Source organism: Prosthecodimorpha staleyi (genome assembly GCF_018729455.1).
GTDB classification, from domain to species: Bacteria; Pseudomonadota; Alphaproteobacteria; order Rhizobiales; family Ancalomicrobiaceae; genus Prosthecodimorpha; species Prosthecodimorpha staleyi.
On sequence record NZ_JAHHZF010000015.1, the window covers coordinates 169,145 to 182,816 of the forward strand.

A 13,672-nucleotide genomic window follows, 5' to 3' on the forward strand; every position below is an offset into this window, starting at 1 on the left:
GGATCGACGATCCCTGCCCCGGGGATCAGGCCGCGCCGATCTGGGCGAGCGCATCGGCGAGCGCCTTCATGACCTGAGCCTTGCGTTCCGCGTCGAGGGGCGGTGCGGCACTGCCGTCCGGCCCGGTCGCATAGACCACCGTCCCGCCGATCCTGACCTCGACCGGCTCCCGCCTGGGCTCTGCGGCCTGGGCCGGCGGGGCCGCCGATGGCGGCGGGGCGGCCTCGACATTCAGGAAGGCGACGCCGATCGACATGGCGGATTGCCACGCCTTGCGGCACGGGAATTCGCTGCCGTCCTCGAAACGCAGGGAAAACCGCTCGGGAAGCGTCGGCGGCCGGGCGAAGACGAGCAGCGCGCCGCCCTCGGACAAATTCCGGACGGTGCAATCCATCGTCGAGTGGCGATTGTTGAAGATCACCACCCCGCTCTTCAATACCCGGCGTCGCGGGTATTTCCTGTTCTCCGCCGACATGGCCTTCGCGATCCCGCTGATGTCCCGTCTGAGCTACACGCCAATGGGAGCCGAAACGCATTGCGCGTCAGGAGGGCAGCATGGTCCAAGGTGCCTAACGAAACCTTCCCTGTTCGGATTTTCGGTGTTTTCCCGAATGGTCTCGTTAACCGAGAATGAAGTTGGGCCGGTGCGACAGGCACCGCCGGCTTTTCGTCGGGCCTGTCGGCCGGCGGGAGTCCCATCCGTCCTCGGCATGGGCCGAAGCGTAGAGGTGAACACGCGATGTACTACGCCATTCTCTGCTACCATTCCGAACAGATCGTCTGCAGCTGGACCCAGGAGGAGGACGACGCGGTCCTCGGCCGGCTGGCCGTGGTCCACGAACAGCTGGCGCGCGACGGCCGGCTCGGCCCGGTCGTCCGCCTGCTGCCGACCACATCGGCCACCACGCTGCGCAAGGACAGCGATCCGCCGCTGGTCCTGGACGGCCCCTTCGCCGAGACCAAGGAGCAGCTGCTCGGTTTCTATGTCGTCGACTGCGACGATCTCGACGGTGCGCTGACGGTCGCCCGCGACCTCGCCCGCGCCAATCCGGGCGGCGCCTACGAGATCCGGCCGATCTCCATCTTCCGGCCGGGAGCCGTCGCGCCGTGACCTCTCCGGACCCGGTCGAAAGCGCGCTGACCGCGGCGCGGCCCAAGGCGATCGCCGCATTGCTGCGGCATTTCCGCGACCTCGACCTTGCCGAGGAGGCCTTCCAGGAGGCCTGTCTGCGCGCGCTCAGGACCTGGCCGGAGAAAGGGGCGCCGCGCGATCCGACCGCCTGGCTGATCTTCGTCGGCCGCAATGTAGCCGTCGACGCCCTGCGCCGATCGCGCCGCCTGTCGAGCCTGCCCGACGAGGACCAGCTGTCCGATCTCGACGATGCCGAGGCCGCCGTGGTGCGGCAGATCGACGAGGCCGACTATCGCGACGACATCCTGCGCCTGCTGTTCGTCTGCTGCCATCCGGATCTGCCGGCCGAACATCAGGTCGCGCTGGCGCTGCGCGTCGTGTCCGGGCTCTCCGTGCGCCAGATCGCCCGGGCCTTCCTGGTCGGCGAGAGCGCCATGGAGCAGCGCATCACGCGCGCCAAGGCGCGCATCGCCCGCTCGGGCGTCGCCTTCGAGGCGCCGAGCGCGATCGAGCGCACGGAGCGGCTGGCCGCCGTCGCGGCGATGCTCTACCTGCTCTATAACGAGGGCTACACGACCGCCGCCGAACCCGAAGGCCGGGTCCTCGCCGAGGAGGCGATCCGGCTGATCCGCCTCCTGATCCGCCTGTTCCCCTCGGAGCCGGAGATCATGGGCCTCGCCGCCGTCATGATGCTTGGCCATGCCCGCGCGGCCGCGCGCGCCGACGCCGACGGCCGGCCGGTCCCGCTCGACGCGCAGGACCGCAGCCGCTGGAACCGCAGCCTGATCGCGGAAGGGCTGGCGCTGCTCGACAAGGCGCTGCGCCATCGCCGCCCCGGTCCCTACCAGATCCAGGCCGCCATCGCGGCCCTGCATGCCCGTGCGCCTTCGGTCGAGGCGACCGACTGGGCCGAGATCGAACTCCTCTACGGGGCGCTCGAACGGTTCGAGCCGTCGCCGGTCGTCCGCCTGAACCGCGCCGTCGCGGTGGCACGCTGCCGCGGCCCGGCCGCCGCCCTGGAGCTGATCGCCCCGCTGGAGGCCGAACTGGGCGGCTACTTCTACTTCCACGGCACGCGCGGCACATTCCTGATGGAACTCGGCCGCAATGCGGAAGCCCAAACCGCCTTCGGCCGCGCCATCGCGCTGGCCCGCAACGCCAATGAGGCGGCCCATATCCGTTCGAAGCTCGACCAGTTGCTCGCCGAGACGGCCCATTCGGAAAAATAATCGCGCGCCGCTGTCGGAACCGGTCGCCGGTCAGCGTCCTGGGGTCGCATTCTCATCGGAGATATTGATGAGCCTTCTTACCGCAGACCTGCCCGACCCCACCGGCTTCGAGCTCAGCGTGACGCGCGAGATCGCCGCGCCGCGCGACCTGATCTTCCGGCTCTGGACCGATCCGGCGCGCATCGAAGAGTGGTGGGGGCCGGGCGGCATGACGGTTCCGGCGGTCGAGATGGACCTCCGGCCCGGCGGCCGCTTCCACGTCGTCTCGCGCCTGCCGGACGGGCAGGAATATCCCTTCGAGGGCGTGTTCCTTGAGGTGAGCGCGCCGGAGCGGATCGTCTTCACCGATGCCTTCAGGGCCGGCTGGGTGCCGAAACCCGATCCCTTCACGATCTCGATCACCACGCTCGACGATCTGGGCGCCGGACGCACCCGCTACACCGCGCGCGGTCGCCATTGGAGCGCCGCCAAGCGCGACGAGCACGCCGCCATGGGCTTCCATGACGGCTGGGGCCGCAGCGCCGACCGCCTCGCCGCGCTGGCCGAGCGGATCGCCCGCGGCGGTGCCTGAACCGGAACTGGAACCGACATCAGAACCCGGTCCCCAACGGGCCGAACGACATGGAGGAACGCCGATGCAAGTCGCACCCTATCTCTTCTTCGAAGGCCGCTGCGAGGAGGCGATCGACTACTACGAGGCGAAGCTGGGTGCCGAACGGCTCGACCTGATGCGCTTCCGCGACGCGCCCGACCCGCCACCGCCCGGCGTGATGCCCGCCGGCACCGAGGACAAGGTGATGCACGGGCGCATCCGGATCGGATCGACCGACGTGATGGTCTCCGACGGCATGTGCAGCGGCCGCCAGGGCGGCTTCGACGGCTTCTCGCTGACCATCATGGTCGACACGCCCGCGGAGGCCGACCGCCTGTTCGAGGCCCTGGCGGCGGACGGCGAGGTCCGGATGCCGATCGGGCAGACCTTCTTCTCGCCGCGCTTCGGCATGGTCGCCGACAAGTTCGGCGTCGGCTGGATCATCATCGCGAACCCATGAGGGAGGGCGCCATGGCAACCAAAACGCTGCTGCTGCTGGGCACCCGGAAGGGGGCCTTCCTGCTCGAATCCGATGCCGAGCGTCGGGATTGGACGGTGCACGGGCCATTCTGCGAGATGTGGCCGATCAACCATGTCGTCGGCGATGCCGAAACGGGCGTCATCTGGGCGGCCGGCGGCAACGAATGGTTCGGGCCGGCGATCTGGAAGTCGTCCGATCTCGGCCGCAGCTGGAGCCATTCGAGCCGCGGCCTCGCCTATCCGGAGGGGTCGACACCTGTGAAATCGGCCTGGAGCCTCGCCGTCGGCCATGGCCGGGTCTATGCCGGCGTCGAGCCCGCCGGCGTCTTCGCCAGCGCCGACGGCGGTGAGAGCTTCGAGGAGGTGAAGGGTCTCAGCGCGCATCCCTCCCGGCCGCACTGGATGCCCGGCGGCGGCGGCCTGATCCTGCATCACGTGCTGCTGCATCCCGACGATCCGGAGCGCTACTGGGTCGCCATCTCGTCGGCGGGCGTGTTCGAGACGCGCGACGGGGGGACCAGCTTCACGCCGCGCAATCGCGGCGTGCGCTGCGACTACATGCCGGAGGATCAGCGCTACCCCGAGACCGGGCAATGCGTCCATTCGATCGTCATGGCGGCGGGCCGGCCGGACCGGCTCTACCAGCAGAACCATTGCGGCATGTACCGGTCGGACGACGGCGGCGAGAACTGGGTCTCGATCGAACAGGGCCTGCCGTCGAGCTTCGGCTTTCCGGCCGCCGCTCATCCGCGCGATCCGGACCGGGTGTTCCTGATCCCGCTCAACGGCGACATCGCCGGCCGCTTCATGCCCGACGCACGCGCGGCGGTCTGGCGCAGCGCCGACGCCGGCCGGACCTGGGCCGACGGCCGCGCCGGCCTGCCGCAGGCGGGCGCCTATTTCAACGTCCTGCGCCAGGCCATGGCGACCGACCGGCACGACCGTCCCGGCCTCTATTTCGGGACCAATTCCGGATCCCTCTATGCGAGCCTCGACGAGGGCGCGAGCTGGTCCCGGATTGCCGAGAACCTGCCGGTGATCGCCTCGGTCGAGACCATGGTGATCGCGGCATGACGGAGGACGGCCCGGCGGCAGGGGAACGCGCCGGCGGTGCGGGCGGGGCACCCCCGGCCCTGGTCCGCCTGTCGCCGCTGCTCGTCAATCTCTTCCCCGGCGCTGCGGCGCTCCTGACGATCGAGGGCGTCGGCACCGTTGCGGACCTCGTCGCGGCTCTGGACGCCCGCCATCCCGGCATGGCCGCCCGCATCTGCGACGAAAGTCCGGCGATCCGCCGGCACATGAACGTCTTCGTCGACGGGGCGCGGGCGTCGCTCGCGACGCCGATCCGGCCGGGCGCGGACATCTTCATCCTGACGGCGATCAGCGGTGGTTGAGCGGACGCGACAGCCCGGCGACGCTCGGCTATAAGAGCCTGGAATCGTGCCGGGCCGGGTCGGGGGAATGACGCTGTTTCGCAACTTCCTCGGCGTCGGCGCGGCCACCATGGTCAGCCGCATCCTCGGCTTCCTGCGCGACACCATGATCGCGGCGGCGCTCGGCACCGGACCGGCGGCCGACGCCTTCTTCGTCGCCTTCCGCCTGCCCAACCTGTTCCGCCGCTTCTTCGCGGAGGGCGCGTTCAACACCGCCTTCATCCCGCTCTACAGCCGTGCGCTGGAGGCCGACGGACCGGAGGCGGCCAGCCGCTTCGCCAGCGAGGCGCTGTCGGCGCTGCTGGTCCTCCTGGCGCTCGTCACCGGGCTCGCCGTCGCCTTCGCGCCGGCCCTGGTCTTTCTGCTCGCGCCGGGCTTCGCGGCCGATCCGGCCAAGTTCGACCTGGCCGTCCTGATGACACGGATCTGTTTCCCCTATCTGGCGCTGATCTCGGTCGGCGCCATGCTGTCCGGGGTGCTCAACGCGCATCGTCTGTTTCTGTTCGCCGCCTTCGTGCCGGCGCTGCTCAATCTCGTCCTGATCGCCTTCCTGTTCGCCATCCGCATCAGTGGCGCCGAGCGCACCCCGCTCGCCGGCACGATCCTGTCGATCGGCGTCGCGGTCGCCGGACTGGCGCAATGCGCCGCGCTGGTCTGGGGCGTGCGCCGCGCCGGCATCGGGTTCCCGATCGTCCGGCCGCGTCTGACGGCCGCGATCCGCCGCCTCGCGCGGCTCGGCACGCCCGGTGTCATCGCAGGCGGCATTACCCAGATCAACCTTGTGGTCGGCACCATCATCGCATCGCTCTCGGCCGGGTCGGTCTCCTATCTCTACTATGCGGACCGGGTCTATCAGCTGCCGCTCGGCATCGTCGGAGCCGCGATCGGCGTCGTGCTGCTGCCCGAGATCGCCCGCCAGGTGCGAGCCGACCGCGAGGATCTGGCCTTGGCGGCACAGAACCGCAGCATCGAATTCGCCGCCGTGCTGACCCTGCCGTCGGCCGTGGCACTGGCGATCCTGGCCGGACCGATCGTGGAGGTCCTGTTCGAACGCGGCGCCTTCGGGCCGCAGGACACGATGAAGACGGCCTCTGCGCTCGCCGCCTATGCGTTCGGCCTGCCGGCCTTCGTGCTGGTCAAGGTCTTCGCGCCGGGCTTCTTCGCCCGCGAGGATACCGCGACGCCGATGTGGATCGGGATGGTGACGGTGGCGGTCAACATCGCGCTGGCACTCGCCCTGTTCCCGCTGATCGACTTCGTCGCCGTCGCGATCGCCACGTCGGTGGCCGGCTGGGTCAATGCCGGGCTGCTCTGGCTCATCACGGTGCGGCGCGGCCATTGGCGGGCCGACTGGGAGCTGGAGAGCCGTCTGCCGCGCATCGCCGCCAGCGCAGCCGTGATGGGGATGGTGCTCTATCTGCTGGTCGACCCGGTCGGCGTCTGGACCGGGGCCGAGAACGGCCTTCCGGTCAAGGCCGGCGCGCTCGGAAGCCTGATCGCGCTCGGGCTGGCGCTGTTCTTCGGCGTCGCGCAGGCGACCGGAGCCGTCGATCTCGGCCGCATCCTCCGCCAGATGCGCCGGCGCCCCACCTAGTGGTCGGTATCCGCCATTTGCGACCCGCAATGTCGGATTGAACGGACCACGCAATCGGAAAATCAGTGGCTCGGATTCACGAGACGGATGGGAGCCATCCGGCTCGATCGAGCCAACAGACCCGCCGCCCAACCCTGCGCCGCCACAACCTCTTGCTCTTGCGGCCGCAATGGGGCACATGCGAGCCGCCAATCAGGACAACGCCATGACCGACGCCGCGATCAAGCCCTTCAAGCCCCTCGTCTTCTCGGGCGTCCAGCCGACCGGCAATCTGCATCTCGGCAACTATCTCGGCGCGATCGTCAATTTCGTCGCGCTGCAGAAGTCGCATGACTGCATCTATTGCGTCGTCGACATGCACGCGATCACCGCGACCCTGGTGCAGCCGGATCTGCCGGCGCAGATCCGGGAGGTGACGGCCGCCTTCATTGCGGCCGGCATCGATCCGGTGAAGCAGATCGTCTTCAACCAGAGCCGCGTCTCGGCCCATGCCGAACTCGCCTGGGTGTTCAACTGCGTGGCGCGGCTCGGCTGGCTGAACCGCATGACCCAGTTCAAGGACAAGGCCGGCAAGGACCGCGAGAACGCCTCGACGGGGCTCTACGCCTATCCGAACCTGATGGCCGCCGACATCCTGGTCTACAAGGCGACCCATGTCCCGGTCGGCGAGGACCAGAAGCAGCATCTGGAGCTGACGCGCGACATCGCGCAGAAGTTCAACAACGACTTCGGCCCGCGCATCGCCGAACTCGGCCTCGGACGGGGCGAGGCCGGCGGCTTCTTCCCGGCGCCGGAACCGCTGATCCAGCCCCAGGCCGCGCGCATCATGAGCCTGCGCGACGGCACCAAGAAGATGTCGAAGTCCGACCCTTCGGAATATAGCCGGCTCAACCTGACCGACGACGCCGACACCATCGCGCAGAAGCTGCGCAAGGCGAAGACCGACGCCGACGCCATTCCGAGCGAAGCCAAGGGCCTCGAAGGCCGCCCCGAAGCCGAGAACCTGGTCGGCATCTTCGCCGGGCTCGCCGGCAAGCCGGTCGCGGCCGTGCTGCAGGATTTCGGCGGCAGCCAGTTCTCCGCCTTCAAGCAGGCGCTGACCGATCTGGCGGTCGAGCGGCTGGCTCCGGTCGGCGGCGAAATGAAGCGGCTGGTGGCCGATCCGGGCTATATCGACGGCGTCCTCAAGGCCGGCGCCGAGCGCGCCGCGGCGATCGCGGCACCGATCATGGACGAGGTCAAGGACATCGTCGGCTTCATCCGCTGAACGGACGCGAGCGAGTGCACGAAGCCGGCCGAAGCCCGAAGGCTGCGGCCGGCTTTCTCTTTGCGTCCGGGTGGTATCGGCCAGAGCAAACCGGCCGAACCGACGGGCGACCGCGTCAGGCGGCGAGGCTCGACAGCAGGCTCGACGCGGTCGAATTCGCGCTGTTCGAGGCGGTCGACGCATAGGCGGCGGACGCAATCTCGAACAGCTTGGCGATGGCGTCGGACTGGCTCGACGACGAGTCCGAACCGCTGCCGTCGGCCATGCCGCCCGGGGGCGGACCCGGAGGCGGGCCGGGCGGGGGGCCGCCGGCGCCGCCGGGACCGCCAGGGCCCTGGCTCGCCAGATCCTCGACGAAGCTCTCGGCCTCGTCGGTGTCGACGCTGCCGCTGCCGTCGGCGTCCATCGCCTCAAACAGCTTGGTGACCAGTTCGCTCGACCCGGAATCGATCCCGGCCGAGGCGGCCGCGGCGGAGAACTCGTCCGCCGACATGGCGCCGTCGCCGTCGGTGTCGGCGCTCGACACGACCGCATCGGCAAAGGCCTCGGGGCCGCCCTGCCCGGCGATCTGCGCCATGATCTGCATGGACTGCATCCGATCCTGCATCTTGGAATCGAATGTCGACTTCTCGTCCTCGCTGACCGAGCCGTCGCTGTCCGTGTCCATGGCGGCGAACATCTTCTCGGCCATGGCGTTGGCCTTGGCGTCCTGGCCGCCGCCGGGGCCGGCGGTCTTGAACTCGTCGAGCGAAATGCCGCCGCTCTTGTCGGAATCGAGACTGTCGAAGCTCGGCGGTTCCTTGCCGCCGCGCATCATGGGCGGCGGTGCGAAACCGCCAATGCCGCCGATCGATGTCATGGGAATCCCCCTTGCGCGATGCCGTAACGAGACGGCGTCCCGATCACGCGCCGGGCGCGTTAACCAAACCTTTCCGAACCGCGGGGCTTCGCGACCGGTTTGTAATCGAATGTTGCAGGCGGCGTTCTGGAAACGAAGATTTGCAAATCTCACGCGGCCGCGTCGGGTGTGGCCAGCGGCAGAGCCACCACGACCCGCAAGCCCTGGGGGATCAGGTCCTCGAAGGCGATTCGCCCGCCATGGTCGGAAATCACTGCCGAGGCGATGGACAGGCCGAGGCCGAAGCCTTCGGTGGCGCCGGCCGGACGCGCCTCGTCGCCGCGCACGAAGGGTTCCATCATCCGCTCGCGCTGCGCCTCGGCGATGCCCGGGCCGTCGTCGTCGATGGTCACGCGCGCCTCGCCGGGCGCGATGGTCATGCCGACCTCGCACCGGCTGCCGTAGCGCAGTGCGTTCTCGATCAGGTTCGAGAAGGCCCGCTCCAGGCTGGATACGTCGGCGACGATCGGGGTGCGGCCGGACGTCAGTTCGCAGACCACGTCGCCGCCGGTCTCCGCCACGCTGTCGGCCACGGTCTGCACCAGGGCGGCCAGGTCGACGCGCTGCCGCTCCGCGCCGCTGTGGCCGGCGCGCAGATAGTTCAACGCCCCTTCGACCATCGCCGACATGCGGTCGAGATCGCCTTCAAGCGCCCGCTTCAGCGCCGGATCCTCGACGAACTCCACCTTCAGGCGGAGACGGGTGATCGGGGTGCGCAGGTCGTGGCCAACGGCCGCGAGGGTGCGGGCATGCTGGGCGATCAGGTGGGAGACGCGGTCGCGCAGCAGGTTCAGGGCGCGCGCCGCCTGGCGCACCTCGGCCGGCCCGCTCTCCGTGATCGGCTCGTGCGGCCGGTCCGGCTCGAAGCGCTCGGTCGCCTCGGCGAGTTCGCGTAGCGGCCGCGTCAGCCAGAAGGCGGCCCAGAGCGACAGCAGCACGGTCGCCAACACCCCGAGCAGCAGGATCGAGACGATGCGCCCGGCGTCGGGACCGCGAAACGGCCCGAAATTGCCGAATGGCGCCGGCATGGCCGGGATGGTCGCGCGCACGGCCCGGTTGCCGGCGATGGGGATGATGATCCGCCCCGGCATTCCGTGCGTCGACATCTCGACGATCACCCGTTCGACGCCGAGGTCCCGGCGCAGAAAGTCGGCGATGTCGGGTCCGAGGATCGGGCTCGGAAAGCCGGGCGGCCCGGGTTCGCCGGGGCTACGGGGAGGTGGTGCCGCAGGCTTCGATGCGCGCTGCGCGTCGGCCGGCGGCGGGAGCGAGGCCGCGGTGCCGTCGATCAACTCGAAATCGAAGCCCGGAAAGGTCTTGTTGGCGGACGCGATCAGGACCGCGACCGCATCCAGATCGGGTTCGGCGATCAGCATCCTGATCACCGTCATGAACCCGCCGATGCGGATGATGGGATTTTCGGTTCCGCCCGGCCGCGCCCCGAAGCGATAGCCGGCAAACCCGCCGACAAGGGCGGTCGCCAGCACGGCGACGGCCATCAGCATGCCGACCTGGCCGGCGATGCCGCGCGGCAGGAGGCGGACGACGCGTTTCATTCCACCTGCACTTCGGCGGTGAACAGATAGCCGTTGCCGCGGATGGTGCGGATCAGCTGCGGATCGCGCGGATCGACCTCGATCTTCTGGCGCAGGCGGCTGATCAGCACATCGACGCTGCGATCGAACGGACCGGCGGCCCGGCCGCGCGTCAGGTCGAGCAGGGCGTCGCGCGACAGGACCCGGCCGGAATTGTCGCTAAGCACGGCGAGCAGATCGGATTCCGCCCCCGTCAGCGGCACCCGGGTGCCCGACGGCGAACTGAGATGGGCCGACAGCGGCTCGAACCGCCAGCCGGCGAACTCACGCGCGCGCCGATCCGAGCGGTAGCCGGGGCCGAGATCGGGCCGGCGCCGCAGGACGGCACGGATGCGCGCCAGCAATTCGCGCGGCGAGAAGGGTTTGCCGAGATAGTCGTCCGCCCCCATCTCGAGGCCGAGCACCCGGTCGATCTCCTCGGTCCGCGCCGTCAGCATGATGATCGGCAGCGGCGTGGTATTGCGCAGCCGGCGGCAGATCGAGAAACCGTCCTCGCCGGGAAGATTCACATCCAGCACCAGCAGGTCGATCCGCGCCTCCTGGAGAATCCGGTCCATCTCGCGGGCGGCCGGAGCCGTCGTCACCCTCAGGCCGTTGGCCTTCAGGTAACGCGCCACGAGGGTGCGGATCTCCTGATCGTCCTCGACGACCAATATGTGGGGTGTGGACTCCATGAAGCCGTTATGCCGCTGCGATACGCGGCGCGAAAGAGCCGACATGTAACCCAATGTAACATGTCGGCACCGGTCCCGCATTCCGGCAAGCCGGCGCCTTGCCGCTGACCGGTAACCCGTGCCAGCATCCCCCCATGCTGACACGTCGCCCTCACGAAGCCGGACACAAGCGCAAGTTTCTCGTCGTCGTCGACGACACCCCGGAATGCGACCGGGCGCTGATCTATGCGGCCCGCCGCGCGGAGCGCACCAACGGCGCGCTGGTGATGCTCTATGTCATCGACGACCAGGATTTCCGCGGCTTCATCGGCGTCGAGCAGATGATGCGGGCCGAAGCGCGCGAGGCCGCCGACCTGACCCTCGCCAAGGTGGCGGACCGGATTCGCACGGTCGCCAGGATCGAGCCGGAGATGGTGGTGCGCGAGGGCGTGCGCGCCGGCGAGGTCGTCGCCTTGATCGAGAAGGATGAGGATATCGCCATCCTGGTGCTGGCCGCCGGAACCGGCAGCGAAGGTCCGGGCCCGCTCGTCTCCGCCCTGACCGGCCGGCTCGGCAGCTTCCCGGTGCCGATCACGATCGTTCCAGGCACGCTGTCGGACGAAGAGATCGCGGCAATCGCCTGACGGCCCGCCGCCGTCGCCGGACCGGCGCTGCGTCGCGCTTGTGGCCCGCACGCGGGCACTCCGGACCCATTCGAATGGGGCCGGCAGGTCGGCAGGCCGGCCGTTGCCGGGAGCGCGCGACGGACCTATCGAACCGCCGGCCGTCAGCCCCCTGCATCCGGCTCTTGATGTCCGGCGCCGAATCCTTACTTTCCGTTCCAAGCTCCGGGCCTTGAACCCGAGAGGAGGCGCACATGTTCATCCAGACCGAGACCACGCCCAACCCGGCGACGCTGAAGTTCATCCCCGGCCGCACCGTGCTGCCGGAGGGCACCAAGGACTTCCGCTCGGCGGACGATGCCGGCGCCTCGCCGCTGGCCGAGAAGCTGTTCTCGATCGCCGGCATTTCGGGCGTGTTCTTCGGCTCGGATTTCATCACCGTGACCAAGTCCGGCGCCGAATGGCCGCATCTCAAGCCGGCCATCCTGGGCGTGATCATGGAGCATTTCATGTCCGGCGCGCCGGTCATGGCGGTCGGCAGCGACCCGACCGAGATCGCGCCCGGCGAGGAATTCTTCGATCCGTCCGACGCCCAGACGGTGGCGACCATCAAGGAACTGCTCGACAGCCGCGTCCGCCCGGCGGTCGCCAACGACGGCGGCGACATCACCTTCAAGGGCTTCCGCGACGGGATCGTCTACCTGAACATGAAGGGCGCCTGCGCTGGGTGTCCGTCTTCGACGGCCACGCTACGCCACGGCATCCAGAATCTGCTGCGGCATTTCGTTCCGGACGTACAGGAAGTGCGCGCAGCCTGACGGGATTTCTCAGAAGCGTAAGGCACTTTTCAGGAAGGCCGATCATGATGGATCGGCGCCTGACGGCCAAAAGTCGTCTCGACGTCATGGTCCCGCCTGCGCTTTAGTCCGAGAATGTCCATTCTGGCCCTCGATACCGCTTTGGATGCCTGCTCGGTCGCCCTGCTGACGGCCGGCGGCGACGTTCTGGCGCGCACAACCCGGGACATCGGACGCGGCCACGCCGAAGTTCTGATGGCGGTGGCCGGGGACGTGTTCGAGGCCGCCGGCACGGCACCGCGGGATCTCAGCCGCATCGTCGTCACGATCGGGCCGGGCAGTTTCACCGGCATCCGGGTCGGCCTTGCTGCCGCGCGGGCGATCGGCCTCGCGGCCGACGTCCCGGTCGTCGGCGTGACCACGCTCGAGGCGATCGCCGACGAAGCCCTGGGGCAGGCGCCGGGTCCCGTCCTGGTGGCGATCGACGCCCGTCGGGGCGAGGTCTATGCCGGGCTCTACGAGGCCTCTCCGGACGGCCTGCCGATTCCCGCGGAACGGACCGCCCCCGCCGCCATGGGCCATGCCCAGGCCGCCGCCCTGGCGATCGCCGCGGGCGCGCGCGTCGTCGGTTCCGGCGCGATGCTGGTCGCGGCGCCTGCCGACGGCCGGATCGCCGCCGATGCGGCGATCCGCTTCCCCGATATCGTTCGCGTCGGCCGGATCGGCGCCGCACGCGCGCCGTCGTCCCGGCCGCCGGCGCCGGTCTACCTGCGAGCCGCCGATGCCAAGCCGCAGGAAGGCTTCCGCATCGCCCGGGCGGCCGATCCCGACGCAGACCCCGTCCCACCCTCCCCGACAGACCCGGAGGTCCGTCCATGATGAACCCCTTCTGGTGGTGGGCGAGTGCGCCGATCGCGGTCGAGGAGGCCGAACTCGACGACGCGCCGGAACTGGCTGCGATTCACGGCGAATCCTTCCCGTATGAATGGACCGCAGAGGAAATCTCGGCGCTGCTGCGCGACCGCACCGTGTTCGGGATGGTCGCCCGGCGGGCCAACCTGTTCGGAACCCGCAGCCCCGTCGGCTTCATTCTGATGCGCGCGGCGGCGGACGAGGCGGAAATCCTGACCATCGCGGTGTCGCCGCGCCAGCGCGGGCGCGGCTGCGGCCGGGCCCTGGTCGAATCGGCCTTCCGGCGTCTCTATCGCGACCGGATCAAGGCGGTCTTTCTGGAGGTCGACGGCGGCAATGCGCCCGCCCTGACACTCTACGGCAAGCTCGGTTTCCGGCAGGTCGGCGAGCGCAAGGGCTACTACCGGGCGGGCTCGACGCCGGGCGCCTCGGCGCTTGTCATGCGGGCCGATCTCGGTTAACTGCCG

The 13,672-nt window shown here is 69.5% G+C and carries 16 protein-coding genes; 12 read left to right on the top strand and 4 right to left on the bottom strand.

Annotated elements, in window-relative coordinates:
• Window positions 1-25: 25 nt before the first annotated feature.
• Window positions 26-475: a PilZ domain-containing protein gene (locus KL771_RS25635; RefSeq protein ID WP_261971349.1), complete on the bottom strand. Its 450-nt coding sequence runs from the start codon at window positions 473-475 to the stop codon at window positions 26-28.
• A gap of 264 nt (window positions 476-739) precedes the next feature.
• Between KL771_RS25635 and KL771_RS25640 the strand changes: the two genes are divergently transcribed.
• From KL771_RS25640 to trpS, 8 genes are all read left to right on the top strand, one after another.
• Complete coding sequence (locus KL771_RS25640; RefSeq protein ID WP_261971350.1) at window positions 740-1,111, top strand: YciI family protein; 372 nt, start codon at window positions 740-742, stop codon at window positions 1,109-1,111.
• The gene (locus tag KL771_RS25645; protein ID WP_261971351.1) at window positions 1,108-2,361 is read left to right on the top strand and encodes an RNA polymerase sigma factor; all 1,254 of its coding nucleotides are present in this window, start codon (window positions 1,108-1,110) and stop codon (window positions 2,359-2,361) included. Before KL771_RS25640 ends, KL771_RS25645 begins: the two co-directional genes overlap by 4 nt.
• A gap of 67 nt (window positions 2,362-2,428) precedes the next feature.
• Complete coding sequence (locus tag KL771_RS25650) at window positions 2,429-2,932, top strand: SRPBCC family protein (RefSeq protein ID WP_261971352.1); 504 nt, start codon at window positions 2,429-2,431, stop codon at window positions 2,930-2,932.
• Between the two features lie 64 nt (window positions 2,933-2,996).
• Window positions 2,997-3,413 carry a VOC family protein gene (locus tag KL771_RS25655; RefSeq protein ID WP_261971353.1) on the top strand — a complete coding sequence of 139 codons (417 nt, stop codon included), beginning with the start codon at window positions 2,997-2,999 and terminating at the stop codon, window positions 3,411-3,413.
• An 11-nt stretch (window positions 3,414-3,424) separates the two neighbouring features.
• On the top strand, window positions 3,425-4,507 hold the full coding sequence (locus tag KL771_RS25660; RefSeq protein WP_261971354.1) for a WD40/YVTN/BNR-like repeat-containing protein: 1,083 nt from the start codon (window positions 3,425-3,427) through the stop codon (window positions 4,505-4,507).
• Window positions 4,504-4,827: a MoaD/ThiS family protein gene (locus KL771_RS25665; protein WP_261971355.1), complete on the top strand. Its 324-nt coding sequence runs from the start codon at window positions 4,504-4,506 to the stop codon at window positions 4,825-4,827. Before KL771_RS25660 ends, KL771_RS25665 begins: the two co-directional genes overlap by 4 nt.
• A 67-nt stretch (window positions 4,828-4,894) precedes the next feature.
• The gene (gene murJ, locus KL771_RS25670; RefSeq protein ID WP_261971356.1) at window positions 4,895-6,460 is read left to right on the top strand and encodes a murein biosynthesis integral membrane protein MurJ; all 1,566 of its coding nucleotides are present in this window, start codon (window positions 4,895-4,897) and stop codon (window positions 6,458-6,460) included.
• Window positions 6,461-6,665: 205 nt separating this feature from the next.
• Window positions 6,666-7,727 (top strand): tryptophan--tRNA ligase, encoded by a 1,062-nt coding sequence (gene trpS, locus KL771_RS25675; RefSeq protein ID WP_261971357.1) that lies wholly within the window; start codon window positions 6,666-6,668, stop codon window positions 7,725-7,727.
• A gap of 115 nt (window positions 7,728-7,842) precedes the next feature.
• Here trpS and KL771_RS25680 read toward each other — a convergent pair whose 3' ends face one another.
• The 3 genes from KL771_RS25680 to KL771_RS25690 all read right to left on the bottom strand — a co-directional run bounded on the left by KL771_RS25680 (window position 7,843) and on the right by KL771_RS25690 (window position 10,894).
• Window positions 7,843-8,586: an EF-hand domain-containing protein gene (locus KL771_RS25680; RefSeq protein WP_261971358.1), complete on the bottom strand. Its 744-nt coding sequence runs from the start codon at window positions 8,584-8,586 to the stop codon at window positions 7,843-7,845.
• A gap of 149 nt (window positions 8,587-8,735) precedes the next feature.
• On the bottom strand, window positions 8,736-10,181 hold the full coding sequence (locus KL771_RS25685) for an ATP-binding protein (RefSeq protein ID WP_261971359.1): 1,446 nt from the start codon (window positions 10,179-10,181) through the stop codon (window positions 8,736-8,738).
• Entirely contained in the window at window positions 10,178-10,894 is a 717-nt protein-coding gene (locus KL771_RS25690) for a response regulator (protein WP_261971360.1), read from the bottom strand. The genes KL771_RS25685 and KL771_RS25690 overlap by 4 nt, the downstream gene beginning before the upstream one ends.
• Window positions 10,895-11,028: 134 nt before the next feature.
• Here KL771_RS25690 and KL771_RS25695 point away from each other — a divergent pair, with 134 nt between their 5' ends.
• From KL771_RS25695 to KL771_RS25710, 4 genes are all read left to right on the top strand, one after another.
• On the top strand, window positions 11,029-11,517 hold the full coding sequence (locus tag KL771_RS25695) for a universal stress protein (RefSeq protein WP_261971361.1): 489 nt from the start codon (window positions 11,029-11,031) through the stop codon (window positions 11,515-11,517).
• 233 nt (window positions 11,518-11,750) lie between these two features.
• On the top strand, window positions 11,751-12,314 hold the full coding sequence (locus tag KL771_RS25700) for a NifU family protein (RefSeq protein ID WP_054358819.1): 564 nt from the start codon (window positions 11,751-11,753) through the stop codon (window positions 12,312-12,314).
• 114 nt (window positions 12,315-12,428) lie between these two features.
• Window positions 12,429-13,172, top strand: coding sequence for a tRNA (adenosine(37)-N6)-threonylcarbamoyltransferase complex dimerization subunit type 1 TsaB (gene tsaB, locus KL771_RS25705; protein WP_261971362.1), 744 nt, complete (start codon window positions 12,429-12,431; stop codon window positions 13,170-13,172).
• Window positions 13,169-13,666, top strand: a complete 498-nt coding sequence (locus tag KL771_RS25710) for a GNAT family N-acetyltransferase (RefSeq protein ID WP_315901528.1) — start codon at window positions 13,169-13,171, stop codon at window positions 13,664-13,666. Before tsaB ends, KL771_RS25710 begins: the two co-directional genes overlap by 4 nt.
• Window positions 13,667-13,672: the final 6 nt, after the last annotated feature.

Bases quoted from the DNA above. Each gene is read 5' to 3' on its own strand.
- KL771_RS25635 (WP_261971349.1), bottom strand. From the start codon at position 475: ATGTCGGCGGAGAACAGGAAATACCCGCGACGCCGGGTATTGAAGAGC.
- KL771_RS25640 (WP_261971350.1), top strand. From the start codon at position 740: ATGTACTACGCCATTCTCTGCTACCATTCCGAACAGATCGTCTGCAGC.
- KL771_RS25650 (WP_261971352.1), top strand. From the start codon at position 2,429: ATGAGCCTTCTTACCGCAGACCTGCCCGACCCCACCGGCTTCGAGCTC.
- KL771_RS25655 (WP_261971353.1), top strand. From the start codon at position 2,997: ATGCAAGTCGCACCCTATCTCTTCTTCGAAGGCCGCTGCGAGGAGGCG.
- KL771_RS25660 (WP_261971354.1), top strand. From the start codon at position 3,425: ATGGCAACCAAAACGCTGCTGCTGCTGGGCACCCGGAAGGGGGCCTTC.
- KL771_RS25665 (WP_261971355.1), top strand. From the start codon at position 4,504: ATGACGGAGGACGGCCCGGCGGCAGGGGAACGCGCCGGCGGTGCGGGC.
- murJ (WP_261971356.1), top strand. From the start codon at position 4,895: ATGACGCTGTTTCGCAACTTCCTCGGCGTCGGCGCGGCCACCATGGTC.
- trpS (WP_261971357.1), top strand. From the start codon at position 6,666: ATGACCGACGCCGCGATCAAGCCCTTCAAGCCCCTCGTCTTCTCGGGC.
- KL771_RS25680 (WP_261971358.1), bottom strand. From the start codon at position 8,586: ATGACATCGATCGGCGGCATTGGCGGTTTCGCACCGCCGCCCATGATG.
- KL771_RS25685 (WP_261971359.1), bottom strand. From the start codon at position 10,181: ATGAAACGCGTCGTCCGCCTCCTGCCGCGCGGCATCGCCGGCCAGGTC.
- KL771_RS25690 (WP_261971360.1), bottom strand. From the start codon at position 10,894: ATGGAGTCCACACCCCACATATTGGTCGTCGAGGACGATCAGGAGATC.
- KL771_RS25695 (WP_261971361.1), top strand. From the start codon at position 11,029: ATGCTGACACGTCGCCCTCACGAAGCCGGACACAAGCGCAAGTTTCTC.
- KL771_RS25700 (WP_054358819.1), top strand. From the start codon at position 11,751: ATGTTCATCCAGACCGAGACCACGCCCAACCCGGCGACGCTGAAGTTC.
- tsaB (WP_261971362.1), top strand. From the start codon at position 12,429: ATGTCCATTCTGGCCCTCGATACCGCTTTGGATGCCTGCTCGGTCGCC.
- KL771_RS25710 (WP_315901528.1), top strand. From the start codon at position 13,169: ATGATGAACCCCTTCTGGTGGTGGGCGAGTGCGCCGATCGCGGTCGAG.